The sequence below is a fragment of the Streptomyces sp. NPDC029138 genome (assembly GCF_055564375.1).
On the sequence record NZ_JBVHWM010000028.1, the window covers coordinates 15,508 to 32,207 of the forward strand.

A 16,700-nucleotide genomic window follows, 5' to 3' on the forward strand; every position below is an offset into this window, starting at 1 on the left:
GCGCCGGTCATGGGGCGCAACAGCGTGGCGGCCAGACCTGTGACGTCAGGCCCTCGATGCCGTGGGCGTCGGTGCGGCGGTCGGTGGGCCGGGTGCCGTACCAGTCCAGGCACAGGACGGTGGCATCGTCCTCAAGGTGGCCTCCGCAGGCGTCGCGGACGGTGGTGACCAGGTCCCGGACAGCCTCGCGCGGGTGGAGAGCGCGGGTGTCGCGGATGAGCCCGGACAGGTCCACGTGTGCAGCGCCGCGTTCCTGCATGCCGTCGGTGAGCAGGAACAGCCGATCACCGGGGCGCAGTTCCAGCTCCTGGACTCGGTAGGCGGTGGGGGAGACGACGCCGAAGGGCAGGTTGGCGAAGAGGGGCAGTTCCTCCACAGTGCCGTCGCGCAGGCGCAGCGGTCGCGGGTGACCGGCGTTGACCAGCCGCACGCTGCCGCTGTCGAGGCAGATGCGCAGCAACTGGCCGGTGGCCATACCGCGGCCGTGGTCGAGGAGCGCCTGATGCGCTTGGCGGGCTTGCTCCGCGATGTCGTGTCCGGCGCGCCGGGCGCCGCGCAGTGCGCCGAGCAGGAGGGTGGCCAGCAGGGCGGATTCGGTGTCGTGCCCCATGGCGTCGGTGATGGACAGGTGCAAAGTGTCCCGGTCCAGGGCGTAGTCGTAGGTGTCCCCGCAGATGTCGTCGGCCGGCACCAGGCCGCCGGCCACGGCGAACTGCGCGGCTTCGCAGCATGCGGCGGACGGCAGCAGCTGATGCTGGATCTCCGCGGCCAGACTGGTGGTCGTGGTGCGCCGGCCGCAGTGATAGAGGTCGGTGAAACGCCGGTCGGTGACGATGATGTAGGCCAAGGCGTGCGCCGCTTCGCCGACTTGACGCAGTACCGTCTCGTCGGCGTGCGGCAACGTCATCTCCAGTACCCCGACGCAGTCGCCGCGGTTGGTCACGGGCGAGATGGCCCGGTGGCCGCCCGCCTCGTCCGGTTGGACGTGGAGACGCTGGGACCTCAGGACCTTCTCGTGCACACTGCCCCGCAGGCCGATGCGCGTCGGTCTGTGTCCGTTGTGCGTCCCGTCGGCCGTGGTGAGCCGTACGAGCTGCTCCCCGATCAGATCGACGAAGAGGAACGACACGCAGGTCGCTCCGAATCGCTTCAACAGATTCCGCGCCACCACATCGACGGACTCCACCGGCGAGGCGTCCTCCGCCTCCGCCAGGACGTCTCCCAGCCCCAATACGTCATCCACGGCAGCCTCCCTCCGCTGCCGCTGCTTCTTCCCCGAGTCCGCTGCCTTTCACTTCGCGGCCTGTGGTGCCGCGCGTCCGGCGTCGCTGCTGAAACCGCTCTTCGACCGCGCCGGCCCGTGGGTCACCGTGCGTTTCGATCCGGGAGGAAGGCGTTTGCCTCCGGGTGGTGACGGCAACCCGGCGGGAACCGGGGGCCAGCCCACCCGACCGCGACGTGACGGGAGCACAGCGATGACGATCACGACACGCGACTGAGCGATGGGGGCGGGCGATGAGCGTTCCGGCTGACGAGACGGCCGCGCACGGAGATCCGTGGTCCATCGGTGAGGACGCCCGGCCGCTCGCGGACGCGGCCTCACTGGATGTCCTGATGGACCGCGTCGGCGATGCCCGCCATGTGCTGATCGGTGAGGCGTCGCACGGGACGGCGGAGTTCTACCGCTGGCGGGCGGTGCTGACCCGGCGGCTGATCGAGGAGAAGGGTTTCTCGTTCGTCGCGGTGGAGGGTGACTGGCCGGACTGCCTGTCCGTGCACCGCTCGGTGACCGCCGCTCCCGGCGCCCCGGGCGATCCCCGGTCGGCGCTGGAGGACTTCACCCGCTGGCCGCGCTGGATGTGGGCGAACACCGAGGTGGCCGACTTCGCCCGCTGGCTGCGCGGGCACAACGTGCGCAGGCCGCCCGACGAGCGGGTCGGCTTCTTCGGCCTGGACGTCTACAGCCTGTGGGAGTCCCTGCACGCCGTCCTGCACCACGTGCGCACGCACGATCCCGACCGGGTGGATACGGCCCTGGGAGCGTACGTCTGCTTCGAGCCGTATGCCGAGGATCCGCAGGAGTACGCGCGGGCGACCCGGCTGATCCCGTCTGGCTGTGAGCCGGAGGTGCTGGCCCTGCTCACCCAGCAGCGTCGCGCGGCAGCGCGGAGGGACGAGCCGGAGACCCTGGCGGAGTTCTCGGCCCGGCAGAATGCCGAGGTGCTGGCCGGGGCGGAGGCGTACTACCGGGCGATGGTGCGTGGTGGCCCGGAGTCGTGGAACATCCGCGACCGGCACATGACGGACACGCTCGACCGGCTCATGGCCTACCACGGCTCGGGTGCGAAGGCGGTGGTGTGGGAGCACAACACCCACATCGGGGACGCGCGGGCCACCGACATGGCCGACGCCGGGATGGTGAACGTCGGCCAGCTGGTCAGGGAACGCAACCCGGCCGGCGACGTCGTCCTCGTGGGGTTCGGCTCGTACGAGGGCACCGTGATGGCGGCGGACTTCTGGGGCGCCCGGCCACGGGTCATGCGGGTCCCGCCGGCCCGCACGGGCAGCCTGGAACACCGCCTGCACCACGTGCTGCCCCGCCGGCAGAGCCTGTTCGTCTTCCCGCCGGCCGAACGCGCGGCCGTCGGCGCGCAGCCGTGGTTCGCGCGGGAGAGCGATCACCGTGCGATCGGCGTCGTCTACCGACCGTCCCGGGAGAAGTGGGGCAACTACGTGCCCACCCGCCTCGGCGAACGCTACGACGCCTTCTGCTACCTCGACCGCACCACGGCACTCACCCCGCTGCACCCCGACGCTCCGGACACCGGCGAGGAGGAGACCTGGCCCACCGGCATGTGACAGGCGGCGGCCGTGGCACACCGGTGATCCCCGGGTGCGGCACCGGGCCGCCCACAGCACACTGAAACCGCACATTCCCGGCATACGGTGCCGTTCCGCGCTGCCCAAAGGACGATCATGGATCACGACACCTTCATCGGACAGGTACAGGCGAGGGCCCGCCTCGACAGCCGGGGAGCGGCCGAGTCCGCCACCCGCGCCACCCTGGAGACCCTGGCCGAGCGCATCCCCGCGTCCCTGGCGGACAACCTCGCCGCCCAGCTGCCGCAGGAGATCGGTGAGCACCTGCGCCGCGTGGCCACCGCCCCCGACCAGCCGGACACCGGTGTCCGGATGGAGTACGGCGAGTTCCTCGACCGTGTCGCTCAGCGGGCGGGCGCGGACAAGGCCAAGGCCACTCATGAGGCCCGCACCGTCATGGAGGTCGCCGGCGAGGCCACCCAGGGTGGACTGACCGACAGGATCCGCCAGTCCCTGGACGACGAACTCGCCCAGGTCCTCTTCGCCGGCAGCAGCGGAAGCATCAGCTGACCGGCCGCGACGGAACATCACAACCAGCTTCGGGCGTCAGCCACGGTCGGCTTTTGACCCTTGGGGACCGTTTTGGCGCCACAGCGGAGGAAACTCCGGAGACCGGGACGAGGCCACCGCAGGAATGCGGCGGCGGCCCGCCAGCCATAAGGAGAGAAAACCATGCCGTCGAGATCCGGATCCAAGCGGGAACGGCAGTATGAACACATCAAGGAGGGCGCACAGGAACGCGGCGCGTCGTCAGGGCGCGCGAAGGAGATGGCCGCGCGCACGGTGAACAAGCAGCGTGCTCAGGCCGGCGAGACCAAGTCGTCCGGCGGCGGTAGGTCCTCCAGCGGCGGAGCCGGCAAGCGCACGTCCTCACGGCAGGGCGGCGGGGCCACCCGCGACGAACTGTACGAGGAAGCGAAGCGCCGGGGGATCGAGGGCCGTTCCTCCATGAACAAGGAACAACTGGCCCGGGCACTGGGCCGCTGACATTCCCGGAGCCTGGAAATTGACGAACACGCCGCGTCCCCTCGCCGGGCGACTTCCAGGCGCTCTCGAAGATCAAGGAAGTACGGGACATGGAGAGAGGCAGCAATCCCGTCAGTCCCCGCAAGGACGACGAGATGAAGCATGAAATGGAAGGCCGACTGCGTTCCGGTCAGCCCACGCACGTGGAAGAGGCGTACGAGCCCGAGCCACCGGCGGACGACGATGTCCGCGTGGACCCGAGCGGACCGGTGCCCCCGCCCGGTGAGGAACGTGAGAGGGCCCAGGCGGAGGCCGAGGCGGAAGCCCTGCGCAGCGAACTGGCGCGTCACCTGGAGCGAGCCGCTTTCCCCGCCGACCGGCGGACAGTGCTGGACGCTCTGGAGGCGCACCACGCGCCGGAGGCCGTGGTGCAGGCCGCGCGCAGGCTGCCCGACAGCGGTGAGTACGCCAACGTGACGGAGATCGTCGAGGCGCTCCGTCCTGGGCAGACGGGGTGACTGCCACGACCATCGGCCGCCGTCCTGGATCGGTCGGCCGCCAAGGAGGGGTCCTCCATGCGCGTGCGTGATTCCGTGGTCGTGATCACCGGAGCGTCCAGTGGCATCGGACGGGCCACCGCCCTCGCCTTCGCCCGCCGCGGGTCGGCGGTGGTCCTGGCCGCGCGGCGGGTGGAGGCGCTGGAAGCCGCCCGGCGGGAATGCGCACGCCACCGTGGGACGGAGGTGCTCGTCGTGCCGACCGACGTCACGGACGCAGGAGCGGTGGACGATCTCGCCCGGCGGGCGGTGCAGCGCTTCGGCCGTATCGACGTGTGGGTCAACTGCGCGGCCGTGACGGTCTTCGGCCCCTTCGAAGAGGTCCCCCTGGAGGACTTCCGGAAAGTCCTCGACGTCAACGTCATGGGGTATGTGCACGGTGCCCGTTCCGTCCTGCCCGTCATGCGGGAACAGGGGTGGGGCACGCTGGTGAACATCTCCTCCGTCGTCGGTGTGGTGAGTCAGCCGTACACCCACGCCTACGGCATGTCGAAGTACGCCATCCGCGCGCTGAGCGCCGGCCTGCGCCAGGAACTGCGGCTTCAGAAGGAGAAGCACATCCATGTGTGCACGGTGCTGCCCGCCGGCATCGACACGCCGCTGTTCCAGCACGCGGCGAACTACACGGGCCGCAAGCCCGTCGCCATGCCACCGGTCTACAGCCCCGAACGGGTGGCGCGGGCCGTCGTGGATCTGGTCCGTGTGCCACGGAGGGAAGTCGTGGTGGGCCCGATGGGACGCGCCATGGTGCTGCAGTCCAGGGTGATGCCGGGGCTGGTGGAGCGGATGATGGCCCGCCAGGTGGAAAGGAGCCACCTGTCCCGTGAGGAACCTGCTCCGGCCGGTCACGGCAACCTGCACGTTCCCGCACCCGGCCCGGGGGACGTCCACGGCGGCTGGGGCGGACGGCGTCGTACCACCGTGCGTCGGCTGACCACCGCGACACTGCTGGCGGGCGCGGCGGCGGGCGTCGCGCGGCGGGTGCGGAGCCGGTGAGTCGCTGGGACGCCCACGAGTTCACGGCTGCGGGGGGCACCCGCGTCCATGCCGCCGCACTGGGACCGCCCGGGGCGCCCGAAGTGGTGTGTGTCCACGGTCTTGGCTGTTCCTACCGCTACTGGCTGCCCTTCGCCAGGGCCCTCGCTCCGCATGCGCGGACGGTCGCGGTGGACCTGCCCGGGTTCGGCCGCACGCGGGGGCCCAGGCGTGCGCTGGACGTCCGCGGCCTGTCGCTGGCCCTGGCCGACTGGCTGCGTGCCGCCGGCCGGAGACCGGCGGTACTCGTCGGCAACTCGGCCGGCTGCCAGATCGTGGTGGACCTGGCCGTTCACGCTCCCGAGCTGGTGGGACCGGTGGTGCTGAACGGTCCGACGTTCGACCGCCATGCCCGTACGGTCCTGACCCAGGGGTGGCGGCTCCTGCGTGACGCCCGGTGGGAACGACCGTCGCTCGCGGTGGCGTTGGCCGCGAGCTACGCCGACTGCGGCCTGCGCCGGGCCCTGCGCACCTATCTGCTGGCCTTGCGCGATCCGGTGGAACGCAAACTCCACCACCTGCGCACACCTGTCATCGTGGTCCGCGGGACCAGGGACCCGATCGTGCCGAGGGCCTGGGCGGAGGAGGTCACCGGGCTTCTTCCGGACGGCCGGACGGCGTCGGTGCCGGGCGCCGGGCACACCCTGAACTATTCGGCGCCGCTGGAACTCGCCCGCATCACCCGGACGCTGCTCTCCTAGGGAGATCGGCGCCTGAGCGATCGGCGCCTGAGCGATCGGCGCCTGAGCGATCGATGCCTGAGCGATCGGCGCCTGAGCGACTCGCGCCGGTCCGGCGGAACGTCGCGGCGCGAACCGTCACGCGGCCATGGCGAGGGCGGCGGCGCCGGCGATCGCGGCGTCGATACGGGCATGGACGACCAGGCGGGTACCGCTCGCCTCGGCTCCGGCCTCCATCAGGCGCCGTGCCGGGGCGTTGTGGGTGGCCACGGACATCAGAAGCCCGAGGCGGCCGCACAGACGGTGGACCCGCAGGACCACACCGACCATGGGGGCGCCTGCCGCCGGCTCGTGGAGCACGATGACAACGGAGGCCGGCTGGTACACGTGGATCAGGTCGCTGATCCTCGTCAGGAGCGTGGCCCGCGCGCCGATGCCCGGATCGTCGTACACCCTGATGACAAGCACCCCTTGCTCCATCGCATGAGAGAGCATCGCGGCCAGCGCTCCTTCCCTTCACGGTCGGTTCACCCACCGGGTACCCGGGTGCCAACCCCGCCATACGGGCGCTCCCGCGGTGGGTGCGTGCAGGGCATTGACCGCCGCCATCCGTGCGGAAAACCCGCGCCCGGGCGGCCCACCGGCGCAGCCAGGGGTACAGCAAGGAGGCACCTGGCGGCGATCGGCGTCACATCGGGGCGCCGACGGCAACCAATGGGCCGGCGATCGAGTGGGAGGGCCGCGGACGGGAAGTCGCCTTACGGACGGGGACTCCACGACTCCGCACGGGCGCACACGAGGGCCGCCGGTGCCGGACCAGGACGGAGGGAGGACGGGTGCGCCGGCGTTTGAGGGCAGCTCGCTGTCTGTGCGACTTCGATTCCTCGGTGGCGGCGGTACGGGCGGTGAGCCGGTTCCTGCGGGGCGAGGACTTCCCCGGTCTCGGCGTCGCGCCGGGCTCGGCGTGCCTGGCCGACCTGATCGCGCGTCTCCCGTCGCGGGCACGCCGGCGTGCGTTCGTCCTGGGCGCCCGGTTGCAGGGGGCGCCCGTCTCCCGGGTGAGCAGGCTGAGGGCCGAGGACCTGGCGGCGTGGACGGCGGACCAGTACGGGCCCGGCCCGTATCCGGCGGCGATCATCGGCTCGGGCAGCGGCGCCGCCGTCCATCTGGCCGCAGCGCTGCGGGCGCCCGTGCTGCCCCAGACCTACCTCGTACCGGTCAGGGCCCGCATCGACCCGGACCGGCCGCGCGCGGCCCTGGAGGCGGGCCTCGACCTCGGGCGGCGGCTGGTCGAGGCGAACCCGGACCTGTCGCTGTGCCGCATGCACGACCCGAGCCAGGACCGGGCGATGATCGTCCGCTTCGCGTACTTCAGGTTCAAGCGGCTCCGTCTGGGCGCGACCCTGGAAAGGTTCCTGGAACAGCGCCTGACCCCCGGTGCGACGATCTTCATCCTGGACGCGACACTGACCTGGCCGGTGTCGGTGCTCGGCGAGCGGCACCGTTTCCAGTTCGGCGCGCTGGGCGGCATGGACGCGGAGGAGTACCGGACAGGCAGCGAGCGTCTGGCCAGGCACCTCGCCGAGCAGGGCTCGGCCCTGCGCCGCTGGGACGCGCCACCGGCCGACGGCACGTATCCGGAGGCCGAATGGGGCTACGACGACACCCTCACCGCCGATGTCCTCGCCGTCGCCGCCCGGTGCGGCTACACCGTGCGCCGAATCCGGGTCGGCGAGCCGGAACAACTCAGTCCGCTGGTCGCCGACTTCCACCGCTGGTGGTACCGGCGCCGTGGCCTGCCGGCGGACCGGCTGCTCGTGGAGACGTACAACCAGTGGGAGCCGTACTGGGCTCTGCGGCTGGGGGCTGTCCCGTTCTGGGTGCAGTTCACCGCCAGGCCCTCGTACGACTGGCTCGAGCGCTACCTGCGGCGGAGTGACCCGTACCGGCGTATCGACGTGAACCTGTTCTCCAACGGCCTGCGGTCGGTCGGCCAGGTTCCGGCCGAGGAGTGGGGCGATATCGCCCGCCGGTACGCCACCGGGACGGGCGGCACCATCGGGGTGGACGAGGCGGCGTTCCCCGAGGACGTGGGGAGTACGCTCCGCTACCAGCCGGCGCTGGCCGGGCTGCCCCAGCGATACCCGCTTCCGCCGCCGGTGTCCGTCGACGAGCTGGACGTGTTCCTCGACGAAGCGCGGGACACCCCGTCCGCCGGGCAGGTGCGGCTGGACACGCTCCAGACCGCCACCGGCCGTCCGAGGAAGGGATCGCCTTGAGCGGCAGCGAACCACCCTTCCCCGAGGAGACGGTGACGGCCTACCACGACGGGGTACTGGGGCGGATGCGCAGCCGGGCCGTCGGCCGGCCGCGCCCCGGCGTCCCCGAAGTCGTCCTGGTGCAGGGCATGGCAGTGTCCGACTACCTGCTGCCGGGGCTGGGAGCGTTCGGGCAGTGGACCCGCGCCCACCTGGTGGAACTGCCCGGATTCGCCGGCAGCGGCGACCCGCCGCACGAACTGGACGTGCCGGAGTTCGGGCGATGCGTCGCCGACTGGCTGCGCGCACGGGCGCTGGAGCCCGTCATCCTCGCCGGGCACTCCAGCGGCACACAGGTGGCCGCCAGGGCGGCGATCGGGCACCCCGGCGTCGCCGCCGTGGTACTCGCGAGCCCCACCGTCGACCCGGTGGCACGCGGATGGGTACGGCTGCTGGTCCGCTGGCGGCTGGACTCCCGGCGCGAACCCGACGGACTGAGCGAGTCACACCGCCCGGAATGGCGCCGCGCGGGCCCGCGCCGGCTGGTGCACACCGCGCACGTGCACCTGAAGGACGCGCTGGAGGACTCCGTCGCCCAGCTGGACGTGCCGCTGCTGGTCATCCACGGCCGCGAGGACCGCATCGGCACCGCCCGCTGGGCCCGCCACCTGGCCGCACTGGTGCCGGACGGCGAATGCGTCGACGTACCCGGCGCGCACACCTTCCCCTGGCTCGACCCGCACGCCTGGTCGGCGCCGGTACGGCGACTCGCGGCACGAGTCGGCCCGCACCACTGAGCGCCGACCGACCGAAGGTCACAGCCGTGGCTTCACCTCGAACCGCGGCCCCATGTCCGGCCTGTCGGATACGGCCAGCTCGGTGGCGAGGCCGTGCACGGTCACCAGGTCGTGCAGCAGACCGGCGGTCTCCTCGGGAGGCAGCCCCGAGGCGCGCGCCACCTCGTCCAGGTGGACGGCCTCGCCCTGGTGTTCCTGCCGGGTGCGGCTCAAGGCCTGGAAGACCTGCTCGCGCGTCTCGGTGTACGGCCCCGAGCCACGGCCCGTGAAGGAGCGGCCCTCACCGGGCGTCCGCGCCGCCGGGGTCGTTTCCCGGTGTTCGCCGCCCTGACCGCCGCCTCAGCTCAGTCCTTGCCCGCGGGCGCGCTGTGTTCGCGCAGGGCCCGGGTGACCTCCTCGTCGCCGACCTGGTCGAAGTCGTCGTACCACAGGCCGACGGCCCGGAAGTCCGATGGCTGATCGAGACAGATGACGTCGTCGGCCTCCGAGCGCATCTCCGCCACGGTCTCGGGCGCGCCGACGGGGACGGCCAGGATCAGCCGGGCGGGCCGCTGGCGCCGCAGATGGCGCAGAGCGGCACGCGCGGTGACCCCGGTGGCGAGACCGTCGTCGACCAGGATCACGGCGCGGCCTTCGACGCGAGGCGTGGACCGGTCGCCGCGGTACAGCAGTTCCCTCCGGCGCAGTTCCGTCCGCTCTCGGGCCACGTCCGGGCCGAGCCGGTCCTCGCTCAGACCGAGCATCTCCAGCGCGCGCCGGTCGAACAGCGGCGGATCGTCACCCACGACCGCGCCGACGCCGGTCTCCTGGCGCCCGGGGACGCCGATCTTCCGGGCCACCAGGATGTCGAGCGGTGCCCCGAGGGCCTGGGCGACTTCGGCTGCGACCGGGACGCCTCCCCGGGGCAGGGCCAGGACGACGGGATCGACGAGATCACCGTCGGCCGACCACTCCATCAGCCGTAAGGCGAGTTCCTGACCGGCGTGACGGCGGTCGGGGAATCGCATGATCCGCACCTGCTTTCCTCAGGACTTGGTGTCCGGCTCGTTGCGCCGGGTCTCGAAGTTCTTGTGGCCGTTGGGGCAGGGCGGAATCTCGTCGCCCTGCTTCACGTGGACCTTCTCGCTGCAACTGGCGCAGTAGAAGTCCCCGGTCTTCTGCGCCTTCTCGCCGGCCTTCGCCGTCATGACGGCCTCACCTCCCGGTTCGTCGCCTCGGCCGCGGTGGGACCTGGTGTGCCCGCGGTGGTGGCCGCGCCCGTGCCCGCCGCCTCACCGAGCCCAGGGGCCACCGCTCCCTCGTCCGAGACGCCGAGGACGACCTTGGTCCAGCCCGCCTCGCGCCGGTCGAAACGGCGGTACGCCTCGACCGCGTTCCGCGCGTCACCCCAGCGGGTGACCAGGGGCGTGGGGTCCAGCCGCCCGGCGGCCACGAGTGAGACCAGGTCGGGCACATAGCGTCGGTGGTTGCAGTTTCCCGACTTCAGGGTGAGGTTCTTCATGAACGCCTCACCGAACGGATAGTGCTGCACCTGCGGCGGATACACGCCGACGGTGCCGACCGTGCCGGCCTTGGCCACCATCTGTACCGCCCAGCGCGCCGCCAGGGACGGCGCGTCACCGGGTACCCAGGTGTCCCCGTCCGGATTCCGCTCGGGCGCCACCTCGTCGCGCTCGTGATCGAACTGCCCGGCCCGCTCGCGCAGCGCGTCGGCGGCCGGCCCGCCCCGCGGCCGCTGCGCGTCCACGCCCACGGCCTCGATCACCCGGTCGACCCCGATCCCGCCGGTCAGCTCACGCACCGCCTCGACCGGGTCCTCGGCGTTGAAGTCGACGGTCTCGGCGTGCTGGCTACGAGCCACGTCCAGCCGGTCGGCCACACCGTCGACGACGATGACCCGGCCGGCACCCTGGAGGCGGGCGCAGGCGACGGCGGCCTGACCGACCGGACCGGCACCCACGACGGCCACGGTGTCTCCGTCGCCGACCTCGGCCAGCCGTGCGCCGAACCACGCGGTGGGGTAGATGTCCGACAGCAGGATCGCCTGCGCGTCGTCCACGGTGTCCGGCAGGGGAACCAGCCCCACGTGGGCGAAGGGGACCCGGGCGTACTCGGCCTGCAAACCGTCCAGCCCGCCCGCCGCCTCCGGCCCGCCGAAGAACACGGTGCCCGCCTGCGGACCTCCCGGGTTCGCGTTGTCGCACTGGGCGTAGTAGCCGGCACGGCAGTAGCTGCACGTCCCGCACGCCACGGTGGACGGGACCACCACGCGGTCACCCGGGCGGAGATTGCGCACGCCGGAACCCACGTCCTGCACGACGCCGACCGCCTCGTGGCCGAGGATGCGGCCTTCCTTCAGGCCGGGCATGGTGCCGCGGACGAAGTGCAGGTCCGTGCCGCAGATGGCGGACGTCGTGATCCGCACGATCGCGTCGTACGGGTCCTTGATCGTCGGTTCCGGCACGTCCTCCAGACGGATGTCCCCCGGTCCGTGCCATACGACAGCCTTCATGCGAACGCTCCCTCCACGGATTCTCGGCAGGTGGGGAGGGGATGGCCGGTCCCCCTGCGGTCCGGGGTTTCCTGCGGGACGGCGCCCAAACGGTGGGGCGGTCGCTCAGGGGCGGGGGCGCAGGTCAGGGGTGCTGGGGGGCCGGCCGGTGACGTTGGTGATCAGTTCGGCGCACAGGTCGCGGAGTTTGATGTTGCGCTGCTGGGAGGCGGTCCGCAGGACGCCGAAGGCTTCCTCGGCGGTGCAGCGGCGCTGGCCCATGATCACACCGAGGGCCTGGTCGATGACGGTGCGGGATTGCATGGCGGTGCGCAGCTGGTCGGCGAATTCCTGGGCGTCGCTGATGCGCTGGGCCAGGGCGATGGCGCCGGTGGCCTGCGCGGCCAGGGAGCGGAGGGCGGCGTGGTCCGCGTTGTCGAAGGCGCCGGGCGGGGCGGCGTAGAGGTTGAGGGCGCCGGCCGTGTGGGTGTGGGCGGCGATCGGCAAGGAGAAGGAGGAGCGGACCCCGCAGGCGGTGGCGTAGGCGGGATAGGGGCCCCACCTGGTCTCGTCGAGCATGTCTCGGACGAGGACCTCCTCGCCGGTGCGCAGCGACTGGAGGCAGGGGCCGTCGTCCTGGCCGTACTGCTTCTCGTCCAGGTCTGTCGCCCCTTCTCCGGAGCTGACCACGGTCAGGGGGCGGCTGTCCCGCTGGAGTGTGACCCCGGCGCCCTGCGCGTGTGAGAGGTCCAGGGCGGCGTCGGCCAGTTGCTGCAAAAAGCCCTCCAGAGAGTCTGTTTGCAGCAGCCACTGAGTGAGGTCGAAGTCCTCGTGCGGGCGCTGGCCGGCACTGTCGTCATTCACCGGGCGTCCTCCGCCGGGCCCTTGGCCCTGCTGGTCGGCAACGTGTCGTGCCACCGGGGCGACGGATCTCCACGTCCGACGGAACACCTCAGCGTGACCACTGCCTGACGCCGGCTGAATCAGTCGGCGCAGCGCGGCCTTCGCTGCCCACGCTACTCCGGTCAGGCCGGTAGATCACCGCCTCCGGGTCAGCTGGTGCGATCGGGGGCGCCGTTCCACTGACAGCACAGCACGGTGGCGTCGTCGCTCAGCCGGCCGTGGTGGTAGTCGAGGATCGCGTGGATGAGGCGGCGCAGGGTCTCCGGCAGCGGTACGTGGTCGGCGTGGTGGCGGATGACGAAGTCGACGAAGCGGTCGCGTCCGAACTCGTGACCCTTGTCGTCGCGGGCTTCGGTGATGCCGTCCGTGTGGAACAGCAGCCGGTCGCCGGGCTCCAGCTGCTCTCGGCCGAGGGTGACGGGCAGGCCGAGGTCGGTACCCAGGGGGTGGGTGGGCGTGCGGGCCAGGGTGGTGGTCCAGCGGCCGCCGCGGACGAGCACGGGCGGCGGGTGGCCGTAGTTGATCCATAACAGCTGACCGGTGCCCAGGCCGAGGTCGGCCAGGATGCCGGTGACGTAGCGCTCGTGGGCGAACTCCTCCAGCAGGCTCTGTTCGATGGCAGCGCCGATCTGGGCCAGGCCGGCGCCGTGGCGGCGGTGACTGCGGCAGGTGGCAACGGCCAGTTGCGCGGTCAGCCCGGCGGTCGTGTCGTGTCCCATGGCGTCGAAGACGGCCAGGTGGGCGACCTGGGAGGCGAGGGCGTAGTCGAAGGCGTCGCCGGCCGTCTCGTAGGCCGGCTCCATCGCGGCGGCGATCGTCACCGCGTTGCTGGCGAACGTCTGCGGCGGCATCAGCGGCCATTGCATCTCGGCCGACGGGCTCATCGGCTGGGTGCGGGTCAGGCGGGCGTAGGAATCGCTGAAACTGCGCTTGGACACCAGCAGCAGTCCCAGCACGGACGCCAGGTCCTGCATCGCCTGACCGTCCGCCCCGCCGTTCGCCGCCGCATCGACGCGCAGGACACCGAGCCGTTCCGTTCCGTCGGCGACGAGGATCCAGTGGCGTCCGCGCCCGTCGGCGAGGGACCCGCCCATACCGTTGCGGAAGGCGCGGCCGGCCAGTGTGGCGTCGATGCGCAGGGTTTCACCGCCATGCCCGGCATCCATGCCGCGGCCGGTCACCTCGCGCAGCACCTCCTGTTGAAGGTCGGCGAGGAAGAGGGAAACCGATCCCAGACCTGCCCGGCCCGCGTGAGCGGCCAGCAGGCGGGGCAGCTCCTCGAACACGGTCAGGTGGCTCGCCCGCAGCAGGATGGCCAGCATCCGGCACGAATCCTCGTACGTTGCCACAGCAGGGCCCCCATCGATCAAGGGGACTGCCCGCGTCCGTCCGTCGACCTCACCGAAAGGGAAGTCAGGACCTGCCTGCGGCAGACGAAGACGAGAAGCCCGGGAACGGCTGTTGGCACCGGCCTACGTCCGATGTCCCGGCGCCGGCGGCGACGGATCTCCCGGCGATGGCCGTCAACGCTCGCGACACCGCGACAGCTGTGCATCCGCCTCTCGGACCGGGCGGGTGCACCCCGGACGCACCCTCGTCCACCCGGTGCGCCGTCTTCAGCGCACCGGCCGCTCGGATCGCCGCTCAGTCGGAGGCGGCCACGATGCCGTAGGTCACGACCCCGTACATCAGGTGCGGCACCGCGTCCGATGCCCAGTCCCGCACGGACCAGCTCGTCGGATCGCTCACTCCCAGCCGCGCCATGGGCACATCGTTCGCTGCCATGGCCAGGGCGCCCGTGACCACACCGCCGAGCCACCAGGGCATACGGATGCCGGCCCGACGCAGCAGGGAGACAGCCACTCCGGTACCGCAGCCGACGGCGATGCCCGACAGCGCGCCCAGGCCGGAGAGCCGGTTGGCCCGGGTGTCGTCGGACCCGGGGACCGGATGCCCCACGTCTTGGCTGATCTTGTCGACGACCTGGGCGGGTGCCTCGCTCGATGGTCTGCCCCGCACGGCCATGTCCGCGTACGTCACAGCGTTCAGGACGGTTGTCCCGGCGGCGCCTGCCGCGCCACCGCGCACGATGTTCTGCAACATGCCAGGCGGGTTCCCCCGTCCGACGGCCCGAAGCGGGCCCGCTCGAGGCAGCCCCCGGGACGGCCTCGGCCCGTCCGGGGGCGGATGCGGGGTCCTACAAGAGTTCGCACAATGGGTAGGCTTCTGCGGTTCAGAGCCGACACCTTGGGGGGACGATGCCGGCCGCCGGTGAACTGACGGCAGCGGAACGGGAACTGGTGCGTGCGGCGGCCCGCGGACAGGCCGCGGATCTGCGAAGCGGCGCTGCTTCGGACGACCCGGGGCGCGGTGCGTCATGGGGGCCGGAGCGGACGATACGGGCCGCACTGGTGGCCCAGCTGACGACCGACTCCGAGGTGCGCACCCCGCTCCGCCTGGTCGGCGCCCGCGTCACCGGTCGGCTGGACCTGGAAGGCGCCGAGCTCGGCCGTTGGCTGCTGCTGACCGACTGCTGGCTGGACGAACCCGTCATCCTCGCCCACGCCACCGCCCCCCTGATCCGCATGACCGGTTGCCACCTTCCTGGCCTGGACGCCGAGAACCTCCAGACTCACGCAGACCTCTCGCTGGACCATGGGTTCACTGCGCGCGGCCCGGTCAAGGTGACACGTGCCCGGATAGGCGGCGTACTGTCCCTGGCCGGGGCTGTCCTCGACCATCCCGGCGGGACCGCGCTGGAGGCGGCGCGGGTCGCGGTGGGCCACCATCTGCGTCTCGACCACGCCTTCGTCGCCCGCGGCGGGGTCCACCTCGCCGGCGCCCAGATCAACGGAGACCTCGTCCTCACCGGCGCGCGGATCATCAACCCGGACGGCACGGCTCTTGCCGCCGGCCAGTCGCAGATCGCCCAGAACGTGCTCGCGAACGGGCTGAACGCCGAAGGCGACGTACAGGTGTCCGGCGCGAGTGTCGGCGGATCGCTCAGTCTCGCCGGAGCCCGTCTCGCCGGTTCCGGGAACTGGGCGCTGACTGCCCCTGCCATGCGGGTGGCGCAGGAGACGCACCTCGGTGACGGCTTCGTCGCGCGCGGCGGCATCGATCTGCGAGCGGCGCACCTCGGCGCGCTCGTGCTCGACGGAGCCAGGCTCGACAATCCGGGCGGCTCCGCGCTGGAAGGCGGTTGGCTCACGGTGGACCGCCAGGTCTCCTGCCGTGAGGGATTCACCGCACGAGGCGAGTTCAGTCTGTACGGCGCTCAGGTAGGCGCCCGAGTGGACCTGCGCGGGGCCATCCTCACCAACGCGGGTGGCCTGGCCCTGGACTTCGAGAGGCTCAACGCCTCGGCCCTGTACCTGCTGCCCCACCAGGCACCGGACGGACTCGTCGACCTCAGCCACGCGGAGATCGGCACCCTGCACGACGACCCCGACACCTGGCCCGACCGTCTGGACCTGCGCGGACTCACCTACCAGACGCTGGTCGGCGGCCAGATCCCCGTGCGGACCCGACTGCGCTGGCTGCGACGGCAGCCACACGGCTACGCCCCTCAACCCTACGAACAGCTCGCCGCCGCCTACCGCCGAGCCGGTCAGGAGGACGCCGCCCGGCTCGTGGCCATCCACAAGCAGCAGCACCGCCGCCACACACTCAACCCGGCTGGAAGGACGCTCGACCGGCTGCTGTACCTGACCGTCGGCTACGGCTACCGGACCTGGCTCGCCGCCTTGTGGCTGCTCGCCCTGCTCGCCTTCGGCGCCGCCGTCTTCACCCATGCCTACCCGGAGCACATGGCCGCCGCCGCTACCCCGCCCCCGGCCTTCCATCCGATCGCCTACACCCTCGACGTCCTGGTACCGATCATCGACCTCGGACAGCAGAAGGCATGGCTGCCCACCGGCAGTGCCCTGTACTGCTCCTGGCTCCTCTCCGGTGCCGGCTGGGTGCTGACCACGGCCGTGGCGGCGGGGCTGAGCGGGGTGCTCAAGCGGAACTGATGAAAACAGCTGACGCGATGTGGTCCGGGCTGTCGTGGCGGGTGCGTTCACGGCGTACGCCGACGGGATGTCCCGGGCACCGACGCCGACCGGACCATCTGGAAGCCGTGCCAAAGG

General features: G+C 71.8%; 18 protein-coding genes. 9 read left to right on the top strand and 9 right to left on the bottom strand.

The window, feature by feature from the left end:
• Window positions 1-7 precede the first annotated feature (7 nt).
• Window positions 8-1,243: a PP2C family protein-serine/threonine phosphatase gene (locus tag ACZ4WH_RS22020; RefSeq protein WP_468182909.1), complete on the bottom strand. Its 1,236-nt coding sequence runs from the start codon at window positions 1,241-1,243 to the stop codon at window positions 8-10.
• A gap of 272 nt (window positions 1,244-1,515) precedes the next feature.
• Between ACZ4WH_RS22020 and ACZ4WH_RS22025 the strand changes: the two genes are divergently transcribed.
• From ACZ4WH_RS22025 to ACZ4WH_RS22050, 6 genes are all read left to right on the top strand, one after another.
• Window positions 1,516-2,859 (top strand): erythromycin esterase family protein, encoded by a 1,344-nt coding sequence (locus ACZ4WH_RS22025; RefSeq protein WP_468182911.1) that lies wholly within the window; start codon window positions 1,516-1,518, stop codon window positions 2,857-2,859.
• A 117-nt stretch (window positions 2,860-2,976) separates the two neighbouring features.
• Window positions 2,977-3,390: a DUF2267 domain-containing protein gene (locus ACZ4WH_RS22030; RefSeq protein WP_468182913.1), complete on the top strand. Its 414-nt coding sequence runs from the start codon at window positions 2,977-2,979 to the stop codon at window positions 3,388-3,390.
• Between the two features lie 162 nt (window positions 3,391-3,552).
• Window positions 3,553-3,867 carry a plasmid stabilization protein gene (locus ACZ4WH_RS22035; protein WP_468182914.1) on the top strand — a complete coding sequence of 105 codons (315 nt, stop codon included), beginning with the start codon at window positions 3,553-3,555 and terminating at the stop codon, window positions 3,865-3,867.
• Between the two features lie 89 nt (window positions 3,868-3,956).
• A complete protein-coding gene (locus tag ACZ4WH_RS22040; protein WP_468182916.1) occupies window positions 3,957-4,364 on the top strand; it encodes a DUF2795 domain-containing protein in 408 nt (135 codons plus the stop codon).
• A gap of 57 nt (window positions 4,365-4,421) precedes the next feature.
• A complete protein-coding gene (locus ACZ4WH_RS22045) occupies window positions 4,422-5,399 on the top strand; it encodes an SDR family oxidoreductase (protein ID WP_468182918.1) in 978 nt (325 codons plus the stop codon).
• Window positions 5,396-6,139, top strand: coding sequence for an alpha/beta fold hydrolase (locus tag ACZ4WH_RS22050; RefSeq protein WP_468182920.1), 744 nt, complete (start codon window positions 5,396-5,398; stop codon window positions 6,137-6,139). The genes ACZ4WH_RS22045 and ACZ4WH_RS22050 overlap by 4 nt, the downstream gene beginning before the upstream one ends.
• A gap of 117 nt (window positions 6,140-6,256) precedes the next feature.
• On the opposite strand, the gene ACZ4WH_RS22055 is transcribed toward ACZ4WH_RS22050, so the two are convergent.
• Window positions 6,257-6,613: a hypothetical protein gene (locus ACZ4WH_RS22055; protein ID WP_468182922.1), complete on the bottom strand. Its 357-nt coding sequence runs from the start codon at window positions 6,611-6,613 to the stop codon at window positions 6,257-6,259.
• A gap of 392 nt (window positions 6,614-7,005) precedes the next feature.
• On the opposite strand from ACZ4WH_RS22055, the gene ACZ4WH_RS22060 reads away from it, so the two are divergent.
• Both ACZ4WH_RS22060 and ACZ4WH_RS22065 read left to right on the top strand, forming a co-directional pair.
• Window positions 7,006-8,397 (top strand): hypothetical protein, encoded by a 1,392-nt coding sequence (locus tag ACZ4WH_RS22060; protein WP_468182924.1) that lies wholly within the window; start codon window positions 7,006-7,008, stop codon window positions 8,395-8,397.
• A complete protein-coding gene (locus ACZ4WH_RS22065) occupies window positions 8,394-9,173 on the top strand; it encodes an alpha/beta fold hydrolase (RefSeq protein ID WP_468182926.1) in 780 nt (259 codons plus the stop codon). The genes ACZ4WH_RS22060 and ACZ4WH_RS22065 overlap by 4 nt, the downstream gene beginning before the upstream one ends.
• Before the next feature lie 18 nt (window positions 9,174-9,191).
• On the opposite strand, the gene ACZ4WH_RS22070 is transcribed toward ACZ4WH_RS22065, so the two are convergent.
• The 7 genes from ACZ4WH_RS22070 to ACZ4WH_RS22100 form a co-directional block, all read right to left on the bottom strand.
• On the bottom strand, window positions 9,192-9,386 hold the full coding sequence (locus ACZ4WH_RS22070; protein ID WP_468182928.1) for a hypothetical protein: 195 nt from the start codon (window positions 9,384-9,386) through the stop codon (window positions 9,192-9,194).
• Between the two features lie 131 nt (window positions 9,387-9,517).
• Window positions 9,518-10,180, bottom strand: coding sequence for a phosphoribosyltransferase (locus ACZ4WH_RS22075; RefSeq protein WP_468182930.1), 663 nt, complete (start codon window positions 10,178-10,180; stop codon window positions 9,518-9,520).
• 18 nt (window positions 10,181-10,198) lie between these two features.
• Window positions 10,199-10,360, bottom strand: a complete 162-nt coding sequence (locus ACZ4WH_RS22080; protein WP_468182932.1) for a zinc ribbon-containing protein — start codon at window positions 10,358-10,360, stop codon at window positions 10,199-10,201.
• Entirely contained in the window at window positions 10,357-11,685 is a 1,329-nt protein-coding gene (locus ACZ4WH_RS22085; RefSeq protein WP_468182934.1) for a zinc-dependent alcohol dehydrogenase, read from the bottom strand. Before ACZ4WH_RS22085 ends, ACZ4WH_RS22080 begins: the two co-directional genes overlap by 4 nt.
• Before the next feature lie 105 nt (window positions 11,686-11,790).
• A complete protein-coding gene (locus ACZ4WH_RS22090; protein ID WP_468182936.1) occupies window positions 11,791-12,528 on the bottom strand; it encodes a GAF and ANTAR domain-containing protein in 738 nt (245 codons plus the stop codon).
• A gap of 188 nt (window positions 12,529-12,716) precedes the next feature.
• Window positions 12,717-13,889, bottom strand: coding sequence for a PP2C family protein-serine/threonine phosphatase (locus ACZ4WH_RS22095; RefSeq protein WP_468182938.1), 1,173 nt, complete (start codon window positions 13,887-13,889; stop codon window positions 12,717-12,719).
• Between the two features lie 322 nt (window positions 13,890-14,211).
• Window positions 14,212-14,670 carry a hypothetical protein gene (locus tag ACZ4WH_RS22100; RefSeq protein WP_468182940.1) on the bottom strand — a complete coding sequence of 153 codons (459 nt, stop codon included), beginning with the start codon at window positions 14,668-14,670 and terminating at the stop codon, window positions 14,212-14,214.
• A gap of 308 nt (window positions 14,671-14,978) precedes the next feature.
• On the opposite strand from ACZ4WH_RS22100, the gene ACZ4WH_RS22105 reads away from it, so the two are divergent.
• Window positions 14,979-16,583, top strand: coding sequence for a hypothetical protein (locus ACZ4WH_RS22105; RefSeq protein WP_468182942.1), 1,605 nt, complete (start codon window positions 14,979-14,981; stop codon window positions 16,581-16,583).
• Window positions 16,584-16,700: the final 117 nt, after the last annotated feature.